The sequence below is a fragment of the Mycobacterium scrofulaceum genome (assembly GCF_002086735.1).
In the GTDB taxonomy this organism is placed as follows: domain Bacteria; phylum Actinomycetota; class Actinomycetes; order Mycobacteriales; family Mycobacteriaceae; genus Mycobacterium; species Mycobacterium scrofulaceum.
On sequence record NZ_MVIJ01000036.1, the window covers coordinates 13,724 to 31,950 of the forward strand.

The following is an 18,227-nucleotide window of genomic DNA, read 5'->3' on the forward strand; positions in this document are numbered from 1 at the left end:
GCTACTGACACCGATTGTGAAAATCGGTCAGCGGCTGGCGAATGCCCTCCAGGTCGGCGTGCGTCTGCGGGTTGGCGTCCATGTACTGCTTGAGCTGGTCGCGGGCATCGGCCCGGGGCTGGCCGCGCAGGCTGGTGAAGTAGGCGTTCACGTCCGGGTGGGTGAACAGGTACGCCGACGTCGCGGCGGCGACACCCGCCGATACCCGGGCGAGGTCGGCCGCCGTGCAGTTGGGCGCCGACGAGGGCGCGGGGGCCGGCTCGGGCGCGTCCGTTCCCCCATCCGCACCGGCCGGGCCGGCGCCGGTGAAAAGCACTGCCACAGCGGCCGCGCCCGCCGCCATTGCGCCGGCAAATACTCGCGTCCTGCCACGGGCAAAAGACACCATGGAGCGCTCCTTCATCTCCGCATCCGAAAGCCGACCCGTACGGCAAAACCATAAGTGGTTTTCGGGCCGCGCATGCGGCATTCCGGCGCGGAACAATGCGCGGAAGAATTGCGGGGCCCGGCATCAATTCCGACCGCCTCCGATGGGGGCGTCGATATACTCCAATTCTTCATTCGCCCAGTGCGATGACTCGAGGGGGTGCACGGTGGCAGGAAGCAGTTCGGGGATGACTGCGCGCCGCTGGATCGTGCTGGTGTCGGCGGCGATGGCGTCGGTTCCGGGAATCCTCGTCGCCACGCATTCCGCCGACCGGGCGGAGGCGACCGTGTGCGTGGGCGCCGGCCGGCGCATCTCGGTGAGCGGCTGCACCGACATCGGCGACACGATCGCCCGCTACGTCCCGCCGCCGGCCGCGTACGCGCCGCTGCCGGAGGACAGCACGCCTCCTCCCCCGCCGCCTTAACACCGAGGCCGTCGCCGCCCTTCGCGCGACCGCGGTATGGCAGGCTATGGGAGCCCATCACTACCGTCACGACGTTCAAGGCCGCGGCCACGCGCCCTCAACGGAGCCGAAAATGCCTGCAAAAGCGCCGCAAACCTCGCGCCATCGCGAGGTGGAGCGCAAGTTCGACGTCGGCGAGTCCACCGTGTCACCTTCGTTCGAAGGCATCGCCGCGGTGGCGCACGTCGACAAATCGCCGACTCAGACGCTGGACGCGACGTACTTCGACACCTCGACACAGGACCTCGCCCGCAACAAGATCACGCTGCGCCGCCGCACCGGTGGCTCCGACGCTGGGTGGCACCTGAAGCTCCCGGCCGGGCCGGAAGTCCGCACCGAGATTCGGGTGCCGCTGGACGCGTCCGGGCCCGACACCGTGCCGCAGGAGCTGGTGGACGTCGTGCTGGCGATCGTCCGCGACCGCCCGCTGGAACCGGTCGCGCGCATCACCACCCGGCGCGAGACCCAGGTGTTGTACGCCGCCGACGGCACACCGCTGGCGGAGTTCTGCAACGACCACGTCACCGCGTGGTCGGCCCATAGCACCGACGACGCCGACGTGGAGCCCACCCAGCAGGAGTGGCGCGAATGGGAGCTCGAACTCATCGAGACGGGTGAGGCAACGGACGGTACCCCCGACACCGACCTGCTGAACCGGTTGGGCAATCGGCTGCTCGACGCCGGCGCCGCGCCCGCCGGTCACGCCTCCAAGCTGGCGCGGGTGCTGGGCACGGCGCCACCGCCCAACGGCAGCCAACCCGCCGGGCACCCGCTGCAGCGCGCGGTGGCCGAGCAGATTCGCGAATTGCTGGTGTGGGATCGGGCCGTGCGGGCCGACGCCTTCGATTCCGTTCACCAGATGCGGGTCACCACCCGCAAGCTGCGCAGCCTGCTGCGCGATTACCAGGAAGCGTTCGGATTGCCCGACGACGGGTGGGTCCTCGACGAACTGCGTGAGTTGGCCGGCATCCTGGGCATCGCGCGCGACGCCGAGGTGCTTGCCGAGCGCTACGAGCGCGATTTGGACGGGCTGGCACCGGATTTGGTGCGGGGCCCGGTGCACGAGCGGCTGGTCGGCGGCGCCCAGCGCCGCTACCAGACCGGGCTGCGCCGCTCGCTGATCGCGATGCGGTCGCAGCGCTACTTCCGGCTGCTCGACGCTCTCGAGGCGATCGCCGCGCAGCCCCCCGGCAGCGCCGCGGGCGAAGAAGGCGAGGAACACGCGCCGGTCACCATCGACGCCGCCTACAAGAAGGTGCGCAAGGCCGCCAAAGCCGCCGCCGAGGTCGACCCGCAACACCCGGACCATCCGCACGAGCGCGACGAGGCGATACACCGGATCCGCAAGCGGGCCAAGCGACTTCGCTACACCGCGGCCGCCACCGGCGCGGACAAGGTGTCCGAGCAGGCAAAGGCCGTCCAGTCGCTGCTCGGTGACCACCAGGACAGCGTGGTCAGCCGCGAACACCTGCGGCACGAATCCGAGGCCGCGTACGCGGCCGGCGAGGACACCTTCACCTATGGCCTGCTGTACCAACAGGAGGCCGACTTGGCCGAGCGGTGCGAGCAGCAGCTCGACGACGCGTTGCGCAAACTGGCGAAGGCGGTACGCAAGGCCGGCTGAGCCCCGCGAGACTGTAACTGGCGACGCGTTTACTCGGCGAACGCGTCGCGGAATACGGTTTCGCGGAGGTGTGGGGCGGGGCGGGCGAGTTGGCCTGTAAGCCGGATTCTGTTCTGCGCGCCCCCGGAGACCGGAGACGCACAGCGGCGACCATCCATCTGGACACACCGTCACCGGGTGCCTCGAGCGGCCTACCCGCAGGCTCGGGCGAGCAACCCTCGGACGCCTGCGCGGCCGCACCCTTCGGTGCGGCCTTCTTGGCCTTGCTTCGGGTGGGGTTTGCCTAGCCGCCCCGGTCACCCGGGGCGCTGGTGCGCTCTTACCGCACCGTTTCACCCTTACCACCGCGAGGGTGGCGGTCTGCTTTCTGTGGCACTGTCCCGCGAGTCACCTCGGATTGCCGTTAGCAATCACCCTGCTCTGTGAAGTCCGGACTTTCCTCGAACCGCCTCGCGACGGTCCGCGGCCGCCCGGCCAACTCGTCCGCGACGATCCACGGTACTACCTGCGCGATGCGGGGGCCAGCAACCATTGCCGGCCTCCCCCGGTGCGGCTCTATCGTGGACTTCGCACCCCGGCACCTCGCACGCACGCACACGGAAGGGCGCAGATGTCCCGCTGGAAGAAGCGCGTCGACTCCGGCGACTGGGACGGCGTCGCCGCCGCGGTCGACGCGTACGGCGGGGCGCTGCTGCCGCGCCTCGTCACTGGCGGCGAGGCGGCCCGCCTGCGCAACCTCTACGGCGTCGACGGCCTGTTCCGCTCGACCGTCGACATGGAACCCCGCCGGTACGGCGCCGGACAGTATCGCTACTTCCAGGCGCCGTATCCCGACCCGATCGAAGAGCTCAAACAGGCGCTGTATCCCCGGCTGTTGCCCATCGCCCGCGACTGGTGGTGCAAGCTGGGCCGCGACGCGCCGTGGCCGGACAGCCTCGACGATTGGCTGGCAACCTGCCATGCGGCCGGCCAGACCAGGTCCACCGCGCTCATGCTCAGGTACGGCCCGGGCGACTGGAACGCGCTGCACCGGGACCTGTACGGGGACTTGGTTTTTCCGCTGCAGGTGGTAATCAACCTGAGCGACCCCGACGCCGACTACACCGGCGGCGAATTCCTGCTCGTCGAACAGCGGCCCCGTGCGCAGTCCCGCGGCACCGCAACGCAATTGCCGCAGGGGCACGGATTCGTGTTCACCACGCGGGAGCGGCCGGTGCCCTCGAGCCGGGGCTGGTCGGCCGCACCGGTGCGCCACGGTGTGTCGGTGGTGCGTTCCGGCGAGCGCTATGCGATGGGCCTGATCTTTCACGACGCGGCCTGAGCGTTATTCGCCTCGCCGCAGGACGATCACGTTGTCCTGCAGAGTCGCGGCTTGACCGTCGGGCCCTACCGTCTCCCGTTCCGCCGTCTCGGTCCGCACCGGAGTCCAGGCGCTGTCCAGCCGCAACGACGCGAGCACCTCGTCGATGCCTGGGAAGGAGTGGTCGTGGTGCTCCGCCCAGGGTGGGGACGCCGCGTGGTCCACGATCAGCAGTACACCACCGGGATTCACGCGCTCGGCCGCCCGCCGCAACACGTCCTCGCGCTCGAGCCGGGCCGGCGAGTGCAGGTACTGGGCCGACACCAGGTCGAACATCCCGTCGGGGAAGCTCTCGTTGAGGTCGTGGCACTGAAAGTCGATCTGCGCGAGCAGGTTCCGTTCCGAGGCGGCATCGGCGGCCCGTCGCAGCGCGGTGGCCGAGACGTCGACCGCCACCACGCGCCAACCGCGCTCGGCGAGCCACACGGCGTCGGCGCCCTCGCCACAGCCGAGGTCGAGGGCCCGGCCCGCGGGCAGGTCGGCGGCCACCTCGGCGAGGCGCGGGTTGACCCGTCCGCTCCACACCCGTTCGGTCGAGCCGTAGCGGTCTTCCCAGAACCGCCGGGCGTCATCGGATTGGCAAGAAGTATCCATGCCCGCGAGCTTGCCCAACCGCGCCCGCATTGCCAAGCTTATTTGCCATGCAGGCAAAGACCGTTCCCGATATCGATCTGCAGGTGCGCCGGCGGCTGCGGGAACTGCGCATGCAGCGCGGCATGACGTTGCAGGAGGTGGGCGCGCGTGCCGGGATCGACATCTCGACGCTTTCCCGCCTCGAGTCCGGAAAGCGCCGGCTGGCGCTGGATCACCTGCCGCGGCTCGCGCGGGCGCTGTCCGTCAGCACCGACGAGTTGTTGCAGCCCGCCGAGACGAACGATCCGCGGGTGCGCGGCGCCGCGCGCACCCACCACGGGGTCACGTATTGGCCGTTGACGCGCCAGGGCCCGGCCGGCGGCCTGCATGCGTTCAAGGTCCGGGTCAGCGCCCGGCGCCGCACCCCGCCGGCGGAGCTGCCGGTGCACGAGGGCCAGGACTGGATGTACGTCCTGTCCGGGCGGATGCGGCTCGTGCTGGGCGACCGCGACTTCACCATCGCGCCGGGCGAGGCGGTCGAGTTCTCCACCTGGACTCCGCACTGGTTCGGGGTGGTCGACGACCCGGTGGAGGCCATCATGATCTTCGGGACGCACGGCGAGCGGCTTCACCTGCACAGTTGACCGTCCGGGGCCGACTGGGCGACCGCTTAGCATTGACCATTGCCCGGCGGTGGCGTTGGTGCCAGTCTGACCAGATGACAGATACCGAAGGGTTCGTCGACCAAACGGTGACCGGCCTCGCGGAGCCGCAGCCGATGTACAAGGCGCTGCGGGAAACGAGCCCGGTGTTCCGGTCGCCCCAGGCGGTCGTTCTCAGTCGCCTGGCCGACATCGAGATGGCGCTCAAGCACACCGAGCTGTTCTCGTCGAACATGGACGCGGTCGATCTGGGCAACGTGCGGCCCCTGATCCCCCTGCAGATCGACCCGCCCGAGCATGCGAAGTACCGCCGCATCCTCGACCCGTTGTTCACTCCGAGGGAGATGGCCAGGCGCGAACCCGGCGTCACCGGGCTGGTGAACGAGATGATCGACCGCTTCGCCGATCGGGGCGAGTGCGACTTCCATGCGGAGTTCGCGGTGCCGTTGCCGTGCACCGTCTTTCTGCAGTTGCTCGGGTTGCCGCTGGAAGACCTCGACCGGTTTCTCGAATGGAAGGACGGCGTAATCCGGCCGGAGGGCGACTCCGGCTTCGACCGCCGGCACGAGAGTTCCGCCGCGGTGGCGCAAGAGATCTACGACTACTTCGACCGCGCGATCGACGAGCACATCGCCGGCCCGCGCGACGACGTGCTGTCGGCGATGATCGCGGCCGACATCGCCGGGCAGCCGCTGTCGCGCGAAGAGCTGCTCGACATCTGCTTCCTATTTCTCATCGCCGGGCTGGACACCGTCACCGACTCGCTCGACTGCTTCTTCGTGTACCTGGCGCGCCACCCCGACCACCGTCATCAGCTGGTCGAGCAGCCCGAGGTGCTGCCGAGCGCGGTCGAAGAGTTGTTGCGGTGGGAGACACCGGTGCCCGGCGTCGCCCGCGTCGCCATCCAAGATGTCGAGGTGGGCGGGTGCCCGATCAGCAAGGGTGAGCGGGTCAGCCCGTTGCTGGGCGCGGCCAACACCGACCCGGCCGAGTTCGCCGACCCCGAGCTGGTGGACTTCACCCGCAACCCGAACCGGCACCGCGCGTTCGGCGGCGGCCCGCACCGCTGCCTCGGCTCGCACCTGGCCCGCATGGAGCTACGGGTGGCGTTGCGCGAATTCCACCGGCGCATACCGGATTACGAGATCAAGCCCGGCACCCAGCTGACCTACACCGCCGCGCTGCGGTCGGTGGAGTCGCTGCCGCTGGTCTTCGCGGCGCCATGACCCGCGCCGGCGACGATGCAGAGTGCAGCGATGAGGTGGGGGCACCTCCCGCTTGCGGGGGAGAGCGGCGCCATGACTGAAGTAGCCGTCGACGCCGACCGCTGCACCGGGCACGGGCGCTGCTACACCCTTGCGCCCGACGTCTTCGACGCCGACGAGGTCGGCCACTCCGTCGTGCTCGTCGCCGACGTCTCCGGTGACCTCGAGGCGCAGGCCGTCACCGCCGAGCGGAACTGTCCCGAGAGCGCCATCACGCTGTCGCGCTGACGCACACCGGAATCGCCCGGGGCGGCGGACGATCGCCGCGACGGTTCGCCTGCACCGCAAAGCGTTAGCGGTCGACAACGCCGAACGCGAGTACAGTAGCTCCGGTGGCCGCAGCGCCGTCGAACGAGCGGATGATCGCTGGGGTCGCCGCCGCCTCCCTCGCGCTGGGAGTAGCCCAGCTGGTGGGCATCCCGTTCGGCGCCAGGGCTGATGCCCGTGCCGCGATCGGCTCAGCGGTCGTCGACTTGACGCCGGGCCCCATCAAAGAGTGGGCGATTCAAACCCTGGGTTCTCTGGACAAACTCTTCCTTGCCGTAGCCGTGCTCGTGGTGATCGCCGCGATCGCCGCAATCGCCGGGACCCTCGAGACCCGGCGCCGTCCGCTCGGCAGCGCCGCGATCGCCGCCGCCGGCGCGCTCGGGTGCGTCGCCGTGCTGTCGCGGCAGGGCGCGACCCCACTCGACACGATTCCCACCATCGCGGGCACGGCCTGCGGGGTGACGGCCCTACGCCTGCTCACCCGCCGGTTCCGGACAGGCCCGTCACACCCCGACGAGGCGGCCGATCACGATGAACCGGACGCCGGAAGGCGCAGGTTGGTGGCGCTGGGAGTGCTCGGGTTCGGCGTGGTCAGTGGAGTGGCGGGTGGGGTCATCACGCGCTTGGTGCATTCGGTGGCCGCTGACCGCAACCGCTTCCCCCTTCCCCGGGCGCGCATAGCGGCGCCACCAATACCAGCCGATGTGCAACCGAAAGGTGTTGCGCTACCGAGCTTTGTCACCCCCAGCGCGGACTTCTACCGGGTGGACACCGCGCTGATCGTTCCTCAACTCGGTCACGACGAGTGGCGGTTGCGTATCCACGGCATGGTGAACCGCGAAGCGACATACAGCTTCGCCGACCTAGCCGGGTTCGACGTCGTCGAGAATGTGGCGACGCTGACCTGCGTATCCAATCCCGTTGGCGGCAACCTTATTTCGACCGGGGTCTGGACGGGCTACCGGGTGGCCGATCTGTTGACCGCCGCCGGTGTGCACCCCGACGCCGACATGTTGCTCTCGACGTCGGTCGACGGGTTCACCGCCGGCACCCCCGTGGATGCGCTCACCGATGGCCGCGACGCACTGCTGGCGGTCGCCCTTAACGGACAGCCCCTTCCGATCGATCATGGCTATCCGGCCCGGCTGGTCGTGCCAGGGCTTTACGGATACGTGTCGGCCACCAAGTGGGTGGTCGATCTGGAGCTGACCCGCTTCGACAAAGCAGAGGCGTACTGGACGCGGCAGGGTTGGGCACCGCGCGCACCCATCAAGACCGAGTCGCGGATCGACGTGCCCAAGGATGGTCAGCGGGTGCCGATCGGCCCCGTGGTGTTCGGCGGGGTCGCGTGGGCACAGAATCGTGGGGTGCGGGCCGTGGAAGTTCGCATCGACGACGGCGGGTGGCAGCCCGCCGAAGAGGGCGCGAGCTACTCCAACGAGACGTGGCGGCTGTGGAGCTTTCCGTGGCAGGCGAAAAGCCCTGGGAGACACACCATCACCGTGCGCGCCACCGACAACGCCGGAGCCACTCAGACCGCGGACCGGGTCGCCCCCGTCCCCGACGGTGCCACCGGCTGGCACACGGTCGACTTCACCGTGGCCGGGTCGTGACGCACCCTTTTCCCGCTACTTCGACGAGAGTTTCCGCCAGCTGACCACCGCCATCACGGCGCCGATCACCACCGTGATCGGGCCAATGACGGACCAGGTCGTTGTGTTGCTCATCGGGCTACCACCAAGCACTCCGAATCCCTGAAGCGCCCAGATCAAACCGAACAACGCGAGTATCACCCCGAAGGCGCAGGTGGCGACGGATGTCCTTCTCATACGGGGATGCTACGCGGCCGACGCGACCACCGTCATCTGCGGGCCAGCGCATGCCATGCCAGGTCGACGATGGCCGCGCAATAGTCGTCGTCGACGGGAACGTCCGAATACAGGGCGCGAATGTTGAGCGGCGCCAGCAGGATCTGCACCGCGGCCAGGGTGTTGACGCCCTCGCGCAATTCGCCCCGATCCCTGGCCCGGTCCACCACCGCGCGCATCGCGGCAAAATGCAACCGCCAGAACCTCACTCGGGTGGCTTCGTCGTGTCCCCCGCGGCGGTCCATCACCAGCGCGCGCAGCAGAGAGCGGCCGACTTCGCCGTTGATCTGGTTGGTCACGTTGCTGGCCAAGGCCATGAGGTCGCCGCGCAACGACCCAGTGTCGGTTCCCGAGCTCACCTTCTCGACGTCGGCAAGCACGGCATCGACGATGAGGCGACGCCGATCTCCCCAGTACCGGTAGACCATCGCCGCGTCGAGGTGGTGACGCTCGGCCAGAGCCTCGATGCTGAACCGCTCCACACCCCAACGGGTCAGCTCGTCGAGCACCGCCGGCATCACCCGCGCCCGGACCTCCGCGGGCACGGATTCACGGATCGGATCAGACGGCTCCATCGACGTCTCCTTACACCGGCTATAGGTATCCGGTCTGGTTCACCAGCCGCACGGAAGACGCTCCGTCGGAATAGAACTCGGCGATGCTCAATGACGCCAGGTCGAGGTGCAGGCGGTAGAGGATGCCCGGTCCCGCCTCCAGCGCCAGCCGGAGCAGCATCTTGATCGGCGTCACATGCGAGACCACCAGCACGGTCGTGCCCTGGTGGGCGGCGACGATCCGTTCGCGGGCCGACACGACGCGATCGAGCACGTCGTCGAAGCTTTCCCCGCCCGGCGGGGTGGTGCCGGTGTCGCGCAGCCAGCGACCGTGCAGCTCCGGGTCCCGCTCGGCGGCCTCGCCGAAAGTCAGCCCCTCCCAGGCGCCGAAATCGGTTTCGATCAGGTCGTCGTCGACGGTCACGTCCAGCCCGAGCGCCTTGGCAGCCCTGGCGGCGGTGTCGTAGGCCCGCTGCAGTGGCGAGGCGAAGACCGCCGAGATCCCCCCACGCTCCGCCAGATAACGCGCCGCGGCGTCGGCCTGCCGGCGCCCCACCTCGGTGAGCGCCGGGTTGCCACGGCCCGAATAGCGGCGCTGCACCGACAGCTCGGTCTGCCCGTGCCGGAGCAACAGCAGCCTGGTCGGGGTGCCGCGCGCGCCGGTCCAGCCGGGCGCCTGCGGCGAAGGCGCCGCGGCGGCCTCCGCGGGGCGCTCGGACTGCACCGGGTCGCCGGCCGCGGCGGCGTCCATCGCCTCGTTGGCCAACCGGTCGGCGTAGGAGTTGCGGTCCCGCGGAATCCACGTGTAGCTGATCCGGTCGAACCGCGCCGCCAGCTTCCGGGCCTGCCCGTGCAGCTCCACCAGGTCGGGGTGCTTGACCTTCCACCGCCCCGACATCTGCTCCACCAACAGCTTGGAATCCAGGAATACCGCAGCCTCGGTCGCGCCGACCCGCAGGGCGTCGTCCAAACCTGCCAGCAGGCCCCGGTATTCGGCCACGTTGTTGGTGGCGTGGCCGATGGCCTGCTTGGACTCCGCCAGCGCCGTCGATCGGTCCTCGGTCCACACCACCGCGCCGTACCCGGCCGGGCCCGGGTTGCCGCGCGACCCGCCGTCGGCCTCGATCACCACTTTCACTGATCGAACCCCTTGACCCGCAACAGGATCGCACCACACTCCGGGCACCGCACCACGTCGTCCTCGGCGGCGGCGGAGATGCGCGACATTTCACCGCGGTCGATCTCGAGGCGGCAGGCGCCGCACCGGCGCCCCAGCAGCGGCCCCGCGCCCGGCCCTCCCCCGGCCCGTTGCCGTTCGTACAGCGCGGACAGCGCGGGGTCCAGCGCCGCGCTCAGCGTTTCGCGCCGCAGGGAATGGGCCTGGCGGGCCTCGCTGATCTCGGCGAGCGCGTCGTCGAGAGCCCGCCTGGCGCCGGCCGATTCGGCCTCCAGCGCCTCGACCTTGCCCTGCGCGTCATCCAGCTGGGACTGCAGCTCCTCACGGCGCTCCATCACGTCCAGCAGCGAATCCTCCAGGGAGGCCTGGCGCCGCATCAGGGTCTCCAGCTCGTGCTGCAGATCCGAGAGCTGCTTGGCGTCGGCGGCGCCGGACTGCAGCAGGGACCGGTCGCGGTCCTCGCGCTGGCGCACCGCCTCGACCTCGGACTCGAGCCGCGACACCTGACCGTCGATGTCCTCCAACGCGATCCGGACGGCGCCCACGCGGTCGGCCGCGGCGGCGAGTTCGTCCCGCACCCGCTCGTAGGCCTGTTGCTCGGCCAGGTGGCCGGCCCGGTGCGTGATGCGGGACAGCTCCGCATCCAGTTTCGACAGCTCCAGCAGCGAACGCTGCTGAGCGACCTCGGCCTTCATCGCGCCTCACCCCCGGTCTCGTCGCCGCACGTGCCCACATTCCACGGGTCGGTGCGAATCGTGCACACCCGCACCGGCAGCGCCGCACCGAAGCGGGACCGCAGCAGGTCGGCGGCCTGCTCGCACCAGGGAAACTCGCTCGCCCAGTGCGCCACGTCCACCAGCGCCACCCCGGAGGCCCGGCGATGCTCGTCGGCCGGGTGGTGCCGCAGGTCCGCCGTCACGTAGGCCTGCACGTCCGCGCCGGCCACCGTCGTCAGCAGCGAGTCCCCGGCGCCGCCGCAGACGGCGACCCGGGACACCGCCATGTCGGGGTCGCCCGACGCGCGGACGCCCCACGCCGTCCGCGGCAGGGCGGCGTCGACGCGGGACACGAAGTCGCGCAGCGGTTCCGGCCGCGTCAGGGCGCCGACGCGTCCCAGCCCGGTGTCACCGGGCGCGGGCAACAGCCGCAGGATGTCGAACGCGGGCTCCTCGTAGGGATGGGCCGCGCGCAGCGCAGCCAGCACGGCGGCCCGGATCCGCGCGGGCGCGATGACCTCGAACCGGTCCTCGGCGACCTTCTCGACGGTCCCGACGCTGCCCACCGCGGGCGTCGCCCCTTCATGCGGGAGGAACTGCCCGATGCCGCTGACGCTCCAGCTGCAGTGCGAATAGTCGCCGATGTGCCCGGCGCCGGCCTCGAACACGGCCGCCTGCACCGCTTCCGCGTTCTCGCGCGGCACGTAGACCACCCATTTGTCCAGGTCGGGCGCGACCGTCCGCGGCTCGAGGGCGGCCTCGACGGTGAGGCCGAGCGCGTGTGCGAGCGCGTCCGACACACCGGGCGACGCCGAGTCGGCGTTGGTGTGCGCGGTGAACAACGAACGGCCCGTTCGGATCAGCCGGTGCACCAGCGCACCCTTGGGCGTGCTGGCCGCCACCGTGTCGACCCCGCGCAACAGCAACGGGTGATGGGCCAGCAGCAGACCGCCGGCGGGGACTTCGTCGACGACCGCCGGCGTCGCGTCGACCGCGACGGTCACCGACTCGAGCGCGTCGTCGGGGTCACCGCAGACCAGGCCCACCGAGTCCCACGATTCGGCCAGCCGCGGCGGGTAGGCCTCATCCAGCGCGCCGACGACGTCGGCCAGTCGCACGCTCACCGGCGCACCTCCGCAATAGCCTGCACCAACAACGGCCACTCCCGGCGGACCGCGGCCCGCAGGTAGCGCTCGTCCAGGCCGACGAAGGTATCACAGCGGCGGATGGCAATCCCCTTGTCTTGCAGGGCGGTTCGGATCGACTCGGCATCCGGCATGCGGAACAGCACGAACGGGGCCCGGCCGTCGACCACCTCGGCGCCCACCGACGTCAGGCCGGCGGCCATCTCGGCGCGCAACTCCGCCAGCCGCACCGCACCGGCCGCAGCCTCGGCGACGGCCTGCCGGCCGCAGCACGCCGCGATGGCGGTCAGCTGCAGCGTGCCCACCGGCCAATGGGCCCGCTGGGCGGTCAGCCGGGCCAGCACCTCCGGCGAGCCCAGGGCATAACCCACCCGCAATCCCGCCAGCGCCCACGTCTTGGTCAGGCTGCGCAGCACCAGCACGTCGGGCAGCGAATCACCGGCCAGCGAGTCCGGTTCGCCCGGAATCGAATCGGCGAACGCCTCGTCGACCACCAGGATCCGGCCGGGGCGGCGCAGCGCGAGGAGCTGATCGCGGGTGTGCACCACCGCGGTGGGATTGGTCGGGTTGCCGACCACGACCAGGTCGGCGTCGTCGGGAACGGCCACCCCGTCCAGGCCGAACGGCGGTTCGAGGACGACCTGGTGCACGGGCACCCCGGCGGCGGTCAGCGCGTCCGCCGGCTCGGTGAACGACGGCGCGACGACCGCCGCCTTTGCGGGGCGCAGGTTGCTCAGCAGGGCGAACCCCTCGGCGGCCCCGGCCAGGGGCAGCACCTCGTCGCGGGGCCGGCCGTGCCGCGCCCCGACGGCGTCCTGCGCCGCGCGCACGTCCCCGACGCTCGGGTAGTGCGCCAAATCCGGCAGCCGCGCGGCCAGCCGCCCCACCAGCCACTCGGTCGGTTGCGCGTGCCGGACGTTGACGGCGAAATCCAGCATCCCGGGTGCGACGGCCTGATCGCCGTGATAGCGCACCGCAGGCGGGCTCAGGTTCAGACTCGCCATCCGAGAAACACTAGTGGGCGACTTCGGGGCGTGACAGCGACACCGTCCCACCCGCCCGGGGCCCCATCGAGGACAATGGTGAGGTGACAGGCACAACCTCGGCGGATCGCCCGGCCTCCGGCGCCGAAACGGCATCGTCGCGCACCACGGCGCAGCTGGTGATCTTCGACCTCGACGGCACGCTCACCGACTCCGCGGAGGGGATCGTGGCCAGCTTCCTGCACGCGCTCGAGCACGTCGGCGTCGCGGTGCCCGACGGTGATTTGGTGGCCCAGATCGTCGGCCCGCCGATGGACGACACCTTCCGCACCATGCTGGGCAGCGACGGCGCCGAGCAGGCGATCGCGGCCTTCCGCGCCGAATACGGCAGCCGGGGCTGGGCGATGAACACGCTGTTCGACGGCATCGAGCCGCTGCTTTCCGACCTGGAGGCCGCGGGCGTGCGGCTGGCCGTCGCCACCTCGAAGCTGGAGCCGACGGCGCGGCGCATCCTCGCCCATTTCGGGCTCGACCGGCATTTCGAGGTGATCGCCGGCGCCAGCCCCGACGGCTCGCGCAAGACCAAGGTCGAGGTGCTGGCGCACGCGCTGGAACAGTTGCGGCCGCTGCCCGAGCGGGTGCTCATGGTCGGCGACCGCAGCCACGACGTGCACGGCGCGGCCGCCCACGGCATCGACACCGTGGTGGTGGGCTGGGGTTACGGGCGGGCCGACTTCCCCGACGGCGCGACGGCCGCCGGGACCACGGCGGTGACGCACGCCGCGACCGTCGACGAACTGCGGGCGGTGCTCGGTGCCTGAGCGGGAGCAGTTGCACATCACGTTCGTCTGCACGGGGAACATCTGCCGGTCGGTGATGGCCGAGAAGATGTTCGCCGACCAGCTCCGGCGCCGCGGCCTGGCCGACGCCGTGCGGGTGAGCAGCGCCGGCACCGGCAACTGGCACGTCGGCCAATGCGCCGACGACCGGGCGACCGACGTCCTGCGCGCCCACGGCTACTCCACCGAACACCGCGCCGCGCAGGTCGACGCCGACCACCTGGCGGCCGACCTGGTGGTGGCGTTGGGCCGCAACCATCTTCGGATGCTGCGCCAGCTTGGGGTCGACGAGGAGCGGGTGCGGATGTTGCGGTCCTTCGACCCGCGTTCGGGCGCCCACGCCCTCGACGTCGAGGACCCCTACTACGGCGACGCGCGGGACTTCGAGGACGTCTTCACCGTCATCGAGGCCTCGCTGCCCGGCCTGCACGACTGGGTCGACGATCGGCTCGGCCGGAACGGATCCGGTTGACATGCGTCGGCTGGCGTTTCTGCTGCGGCCCGGCTGGATAGCCCTGGGCCTGGTGGTCGTCGCCTTCACCTACCTGTGCTTCACGGTGCTGGCGCCCTGGCAGCTGGGCAAGCACAACCGGACGTCGCGGGAGAACCGGCAGATCGAGTACTCCCTCAACACCGCGCCGGTACCACTGAAATCTTTGTTGCCGCAGCAGGATTCCTCGGCCCCGGATGCGCAGTGGCGCCGCGTCACGGCCAGCGGGCATTACCTGCCGGATGTTCAGGTGCTGGCCCGGCTGCGGGTGATCGAGGGCAAGCCGGCGTTCGAGGTGCTGGCACCCTTCGTCGTCGACGGCGGGCCCACCGTCCTGGTCGACCGGGGGTACGTCCGGCCCGAGCAGGGCTCCCACGTCCCGCCGATCCCCCGCCCGCCCGGGGACACCGTCACCGTCACCGCGCGGCTGCGCGATTCCGAGGCCGTCGCCACGGGCAGGGCCCCCCTCACCGAAGATGGCGCGCTGCAGGTGTATTCGATCAACACCGGTCAGGTGTCGGCGCTCACCAAGGTCCCGCTCGCCGGGTCGTATCTGCAGTTGACCGAGGACCAGCCCGGCGGGCTCGGCGTCATCGGCGTGCCGCACCTGGACGCCGGGCCGTTCCTGTCGTACGGCATCCAATGGATTTCCTTCGGCATCGTCGCCCCGCTGGGCCTGGGCTACTTCGTGTATTCCGAGATCCGCGCCCGCCGCCGGGAGAAGGAGCAGCAGGCCGGGACCGCCGCCACCCCGGAAGCGCCGGAGCGCCCGAAGACCGTGGAGGCCAAACTCGCCGACCGCTACGGCCGCCACCGGTAGGCCACCAGCCCCGCCAGCACCGCCGTCCCCGCCTGCACGGTGCGCGACAGGGCGACGGCGCGGCGCAGGTCGGTCACCGTCGGCTCGTGACCGTCGCCCAGCGTGGGCCGGATCTGCAACTCGTGCCGGTATTGGGTGGGCCCGCCGAGCCGCACCCCCAGCGCCCCGGCGAAGGCCGCCTCCACCACGCCGGCGTTGGGGCTGGGGTGGCGGGTGGCGTCACGGCGCCAGGCGCGCAGCGCACCCGCGGGTGACCCGCTGACCAACGGCGCGCACAGCACCACCAGCGCCGCCGTCACCCGCGCCGCCCCGTAGTTCGCCGCGTCGTCCAATCTCGCCGCTGCCCAACCGAATCGGGCATAGCGCTCGGAGCGGTAGCCGATCATCGAGTCCAGCGTGTTGATCGCGCGGTAGGCCAGCACCCCGGGCGCCCCGCCCACGGCGGCGCACAACAGCGGCGCCACCTCGGCGTCGGACGTGTTTTCCGCGACCGATTCCAGCGACGCGCGCGCCAGGCCGGCGCCGTCCAGCCAGGCCGGGTCGCGCCCGCACAGTGAAGGCAGCAGCCGGCGCGCGGCCTCGACGTCGCCGCCCTCCAACAGTTCCGCCATCTCCAAGCCGGTGCTTACCAACGAGGTTCCGCCCACCGACACCCAGGTGGCCCCCGCCGTGGTCGCGATCGACCACGGCCACCCGCCGCGGTCGGCGGTGCGTTGCAGCGCGGACCCGAGCAAGCTCAAGGCCCCGACCAGCACGGCGACGTGCACGACCCCCGCAGCCCTGCTGTCGCGGTAGGTCACGCGTTCGACGGCGGCAGCGGCCCGGCCGAACGCCGCGACCGGATGTCCCCGCACCGGGTCGCCCAGCACGACGTCGGCCAGGTAGCCGGCCAGCACGCCGGCGAGCCGGGTCCGCGTCGCCACCACCCCGGCAGCGTCTCACACGTGGTTCACTCGACGACATGGCGTCGTCCGCGATGAAGCGCCCCGCGACCCGGGTCGCCGACCTGCTGAACCCGGCGGCACTGTTGCTCCCGGCCGCGAACGTGATCATGCAGCTGTCCCTGCCCGGCGTCGGGTATGGCGTGCTGGAAAGCCCGGTGGACAGCGGCAACGTCTACAAGCATCCCTTCAAGCGGGCGCGCACCACCGGCACCTACCTCGCGGTCGCCACCATCGGGACCGAGTCCGACCGCGCGCTGATCCGCGGCGCCGTGGACGCCGTCCACCGGCAGGTCCGGTCCACGTCGTCAAGCCCGATGTCCTACAACGCCTTCGACCCCAAGCTGCAGCTGTGGGTGGCCGCGTGCCTGTACCGCTATTTCGTCGACCAGCACGAGTTCCTGCACGGGCCGCTGGACGGCGCCGCCGCCGACGCCGTCTACCTGGACGCCAGGCGGCTGGGCACCACGCTGCAGGTACCCGAAGGGATGTGGCCGCCGGACCGGGCGGCGTTCGACGAGTACTGGAAGCGCACGCTCGACGAACTGCGCATCGACCCGCCGGTGCGCGAGCACCTGCGCGGGGTGGCATCGCTGGCGTTCCTGCCGAAGCCGTTGCAGGTGCCGGCCGGGCCGTTCAACCTGTTCGCGACGACGGGGTTTTTGGCGCCGGAGTTTCGCGCGCTGATGCGGCTGGACTGGTCGGCGGCCCAACAACGCCGGTTCGGGTGGCTGCTGTCCGCGCTGCGGCTGGCCGACCTCTTCCTCCCACACGGAATCTGGATCCTCAGCTATCGGATATACCTGTGGGACATGCGTTTTCGGGCGCGACGCGGCTGGCGGATCGTCTAGCGCACCGTCGCGAAGAACGCGCGGACGTCCTCGACGAACAACTCGGGTTGTTCGAAAGCGGCGAAGTGCCCGCCGCGTTCCATGGGCGTCCAGCGGGTGATGTTGTAGACCGGCTCGCACCAGCTTCTGGGCGCCTTCAGCAGCTCGCCCGGGAAAGCCGCCACCCCCGTGGGCATTTCGACCCGGTCCAGCTGCCCCCACACCCTGAAGCTCTCCCAGTACAGCCGGGCCGAGGACGCGCCGGTGTTGGTCACCCAATAGACCATCACGTTGTCCAGCAGCTCGTCGCGGGTGAACACGTTCTCCGGATGCCCGTCGCAGTCGGCCCACGCCCAGAACTTCTCGACGATCCACGCCAGTTGCCCCACCGGCGAATCGGCCAGCCCGTAGCCCAGGGTCTGGGGCCGGGTGGACTGCTGCTTGGGATAGCCGGTGCCCCACTTGCGGTGCTCGGCCATCGCGGCCATCGCCCGCTGCTCCTCGTCCGTCGGGTTCTGCAGCGACTCCGGGGTGGGCCGCCCGATCGGCATGTTGAGGTGGATCCCCGCGCAGTGGCCCCCGTTTCGGCCGATCTGGGTGGTCACGGCGGCGCCCCAGTCGCCGCCCTGGGCGCCGTAGCGCTCGTAGCCCAGGCGCAGCATCAGCGTCTCCCAGGCCGCCGCGACCCTCTCCACACCCCAGCCCGTGCGGGCGGGCTTCCCGGAGAAGCCGTACCCCGGCAGCGACGGGCAGACCACGTGGAAGGCGTCCTCGGCGCGGCCGGACGCCGGGTTGGTCAGCGGCTCGATCACCTTGTGGAACTCCACGATCGAGCCGGGCCAGCCGTGGGTGATCAGCAACGGGAAGGCGTCGTCGTGCGGCGAGCGCTGGTGGATGAGGTGGATGTCGAGGCCGTCGATCTCGGTGACGTACTGGTCGAAGCGGTTGAGCGCGGCCTCACGGGAACGCCAGTCGTATTCGTCGGCCCAGTAGCCGGCCAGCTCGCGGGTGTAGGCCAGCGGCATGCCCTGGCTCCAGTCGTCCACGCATTCGGCTTCCGGCCAGCGGGTGCGCGCCAATCGCGCCCGCAGGTCTTCCAGGACGTCGTCGGGGACGTCGATGCGAAACGGCTCCACGGGTTGCTCGCTCACCCGGCGAGCGTAACGCCAGCGTGAAAATCGGGGTCGAGAGTCGCGCTGGCGTGACGCTCGCGCAGGCCCGGG

At 70.8% G+C, this 18,227-nt stretch carries 21 protein-coding genes, 1 other RNA gene and 1 pseudogene; 12 read left to right on the top strand and 11 right to left on the bottom strand.

Annotated elements, in window-relative coordinates:
• Position 1: 1 nt before the first annotated feature.
• On the bottom strand, positions 2 to 388 hold the full coding sequence (locus tag BST44_RS20565) for a heme-binding protein (protein WP_208619853.1): 387 nt from the start codon (positions 386 to 388) through the stop codon (positions 2 to 4).
• Positions 389 to 614: 226 nt separating this feature from the next.
• On the opposite strand from BST44_RS20565, the gene BST44_RS20570 reads away from it, so the two are divergent.
• Positions 615 to 851, top strand: coding sequence for a hypothetical protein (locus tag BST44_RS20570; protein ID WP_083178946.1), 237 nt, complete (start codon positions 615 to 617; stop codon positions 849 to 851).
• Positions 852 to 963: 112 nt separating this feature from the next.
• Positions 964 to 2,514, top strand: a complete 1,551-nt coding sequence (locus tag BST44_RS20575; RefSeq protein WP_083178947.1) for a CYTH and CHAD domain-containing protein — start codon at positions 964 to 966, stop codon at positions 2,512 to 2,514.
• 81 nt (positions 2,515 to 2,595) lie between these two features.
• Here the strand turns inward: BST44_RS20575 and rnpB are convergent.
• An RNA gene (rnpB, locus tag BST44_RS20580) (RNase P RNA component class A) lies at positions 2,596 to 2,996 on the bottom strand.
• Between the two features lie 128 nt (positions 2,997 to 3,124).
• Between rnpB and BST44_RS20585 the strand changes: the two genes are divergently transcribed.
• Entirely contained in the window at positions 3,125 to 3,835 is a 711-nt protein-coding gene (locus BST44_RS20585) for a 2OG-Fe(II) oxygenase (protein ID WP_208619851.1), read from the top strand.
• 3 nt (positions 3,836 to 3,838) lie between these two features.
• On the opposite strand, the gene BST44_RS20590 is transcribed toward BST44_RS20585, so the two are convergent.
• Positions 3,839 to 4,468: a class I SAM-dependent methyltransferase gene (locus tag BST44_RS20590; RefSeq protein WP_083178983.1), complete on the bottom strand. Its 630-nt coding sequence runs from the start codon at positions 4,466 to 4,468 to the stop codon at positions 3,839 to 3,841.
• A gap of 47 nt (positions 4,469 to 4,515) precedes the next feature.
• On the opposite strand from BST44_RS20590, the gene BST44_RS20595 reads away from it, so the two are divergent.
• The 5 genes and pseudogenes from BST44_RS20595 (at position 4,516) to BST44_RS20610 (ending at position 8,254) form a co-directional block, all read left to right on the top strand.
• Positions 4,516 to 5,091 carry a helix-turn-helix domain-containing protein gene (locus tag BST44_RS20595; protein ID WP_083178948.1) on the top strand — a complete coding sequence of 192 codons (576 nt, stop codon included), beginning with the start codon at positions 4,516 to 4,518 and terminating at the stop codon, positions 5,089 to 5,091.
• A 74-nt stretch (positions 5,092 to 5,165) separates the two neighbouring features.
• Complete coding sequence (locus tag BST44_RS20600) at positions 5,166 to 6,335, top strand: cytochrome P450 (RefSeq protein WP_083178949.1); 1,170 nt, start codon at positions 5,166 to 5,168, stop codon at positions 6,333 to 6,335.
• Positions 6,336 to 6,341: 6 nt separating this feature from the next.
• Positions 6,342 to 6,408 (top strand): annotated as a pseudogene (locus BST44_RS31720) (hypothetical protein); the annotation flags it as partial.
• A complete protein-coding gene (locus BST44_RS20605) occupies positions 6,408 to 6,602 on the top strand; it encodes a ferredoxin (protein ID WP_065444334.1) in 195 nt (64 codons plus the stop codon). The pseudogene BST44_RS31720 and the gene BST44_RS20605, both read left to right, overlap by 1 nt.
• A 131-nt stretch (positions 6,603 to 6,733) precedes the next feature.
• Positions 6,734 to 8,254, top strand: coding sequence for a molybdopterin-dependent oxidoreductase (locus tag BST44_RS20610; protein WP_083178984.1), 1,521 nt, complete (start codon positions 6,734 to 6,736; stop codon positions 8,252 to 8,254).
• 15 nt (positions 8,255 to 8,269) lie between these two features.
• Here the strand turns inward: BST44_RS20610 and BST44_RS20615 are convergent, their stop codons facing one another.
• Genes BST44_RS20615 through cobC form a run of 6 tightly spaced genes read right to left on the bottom strand, consistent with a single transcriptional unit; the run spans position 8,270 to position 13,105 of the window.
• Positions 8,270 to 8,470 (bottom strand): hypothetical protein, encoded by a 201-nt coding sequence (locus tag BST44_RS20615; protein WP_083178950.1) that lies wholly within the window; start codon positions 8,468 to 8,470, stop codon positions 8,270 to 8,272.
• Positions 8,471 to 8,502: 32 nt separating this feature from the next.
• Positions 8,503 to 9,084, bottom strand: coding sequence for a TetR-like C-terminal domain-containing protein (locus tag BST44_RS20620; protein ID WP_083178951.1), 582 nt, complete (start codon positions 9,082 to 9,084; stop codon positions 8,503 to 8,505).
• A gap of 19 nt (positions 9,085 to 9,103) precedes the next feature.
• Positions 9,104 to 10,201, bottom strand: coding sequence for a bifunctional RNase H/acid phosphatase (locus tag BST44_RS20625; protein ID WP_083178952.1), 1,098 nt, complete (start codon positions 10,199 to 10,201; stop codon positions 9,104 to 9,106).
• Complete coding sequence (locus tag BST44_RS20630; RefSeq protein ID WP_083178953.1) at positions 10,198 to 10,935, bottom strand: zinc ribbon domain-containing protein; 738 nt, start codon at positions 10,933 to 10,935, stop codon at positions 10,198 to 10,200. The genes BST44_RS20625 and BST44_RS20630 overlap by 4 nt, the downstream gene beginning before the upstream one ends.
• Complete coding sequence (locus tag BST44_RS20635; RefSeq protein ID WP_083178954.1) at positions 10,932 to 12,080, bottom strand: Nif3-like dinuclear metal center hexameric protein; 1,149 nt, start codon at positions 12,078 to 12,080, stop codon at positions 10,932 to 10,934. Before BST44_RS20635 ends, BST44_RS20630 begins: the two co-directional genes overlap by 4 nt.
• Positions 12,077 to 13,105, bottom strand: a complete 1,029-nt coding sequence (gene cobC / locus BST44_RS20640) for an Rv2231c family histidinol phosphate aminotransferase CobC (protein ID WP_083178955.1) — start codon at positions 13,103 to 13,105, stop codon at positions 12,077 to 12,079. The genes BST44_RS20635 and cobC overlap by 4 nt, the downstream gene beginning before the upstream one ends.
• 83 nt (positions 13,106 to 13,188) lie before the next feature.
• On the opposite strand from cobC, the gene BST44_RS20645 reads away from it, so the two are divergent.
• Genes BST44_RS20645 through BST44_RS20655 form a run of 3 tightly spaced genes read left to right on the top strand, consistent with a single transcriptional unit; the run spans position 13,189 to position 15,233 of the window.
• Positions 13,189 to 13,905 (top strand): HAD-IA family hydrolase, encoded by a 717-nt coding sequence (locus BST44_RS20645; RefSeq protein WP_208619852.1) that lies wholly within the window; start codon positions 13,189 to 13,191, stop codon positions 13,903 to 13,905.
• On the top strand, positions 13,898 to 14,395 hold the full coding sequence (locus BST44_RS20650) for a low molecular weight protein-tyrosine-phosphatase (protein ID WP_083178956.1): 498 nt from the start codon (positions 13,898 to 13,900) through the stop codon (positions 14,393 to 14,395). Before BST44_RS20645 ends, BST44_RS20650 begins: the two co-directional genes overlap by 8 nt.
• A 1-nt stretch (position 14,396) precedes the next feature.
• Entirely contained in the window at positions 14,397 to 15,233 is an 837-nt protein-coding gene (locus BST44_RS20655; protein WP_083178957.1) for an SURF1 family cytochrome oxidase biogenesis protein, read from the top strand.
• Here BST44_RS20655 and BST44_RS20660 read toward each other — a convergent pair.
• Positions 15,215 to 16,159 (bottom strand): cobalamin biosynthesis protein, encoded by a 945-nt coding sequence (locus BST44_RS20660; protein ID WP_083178958.1) that lies wholly within the window; start codon positions 16,157 to 16,159, stop codon positions 15,215 to 15,217. The two genes, BST44_RS20655 and BST44_RS20660, sit on opposite strands and share 19 nt — an antisense overlap.
• Positions 16,160 to 16,209: 50 nt before the next feature.
• Here BST44_RS20660 and BST44_RS20665 point away from each other — a divergent pair, with 50 nt between their 5' ends.
• Positions 16,210 to 17,025, top strand: a complete 816-nt coding sequence (locus BST44_RS20665) for an oxygenase MpaB family protein (protein ID WP_083178986.1) — start codon at positions 16,210 to 16,212, stop codon at positions 17,023 to 17,025.
• Here the strand turns inward: BST44_RS20665 and BST44_RS20670 are convergent.
• Positions 17,022 to 18,140: an epoxide hydrolase family protein gene (locus BST44_RS20670; RefSeq protein WP_083178987.1), complete on the bottom strand. Its 1,119-nt coding sequence runs from the start codon at positions 18,138 to 18,140 to the stop codon at positions 17,022 to 17,024. The genes BST44_RS20665 and BST44_RS20670 overlap by 4 nt on opposite strands.
• Positions 18,141 to 18,227 lie beyond the last annotated feature (87 nt).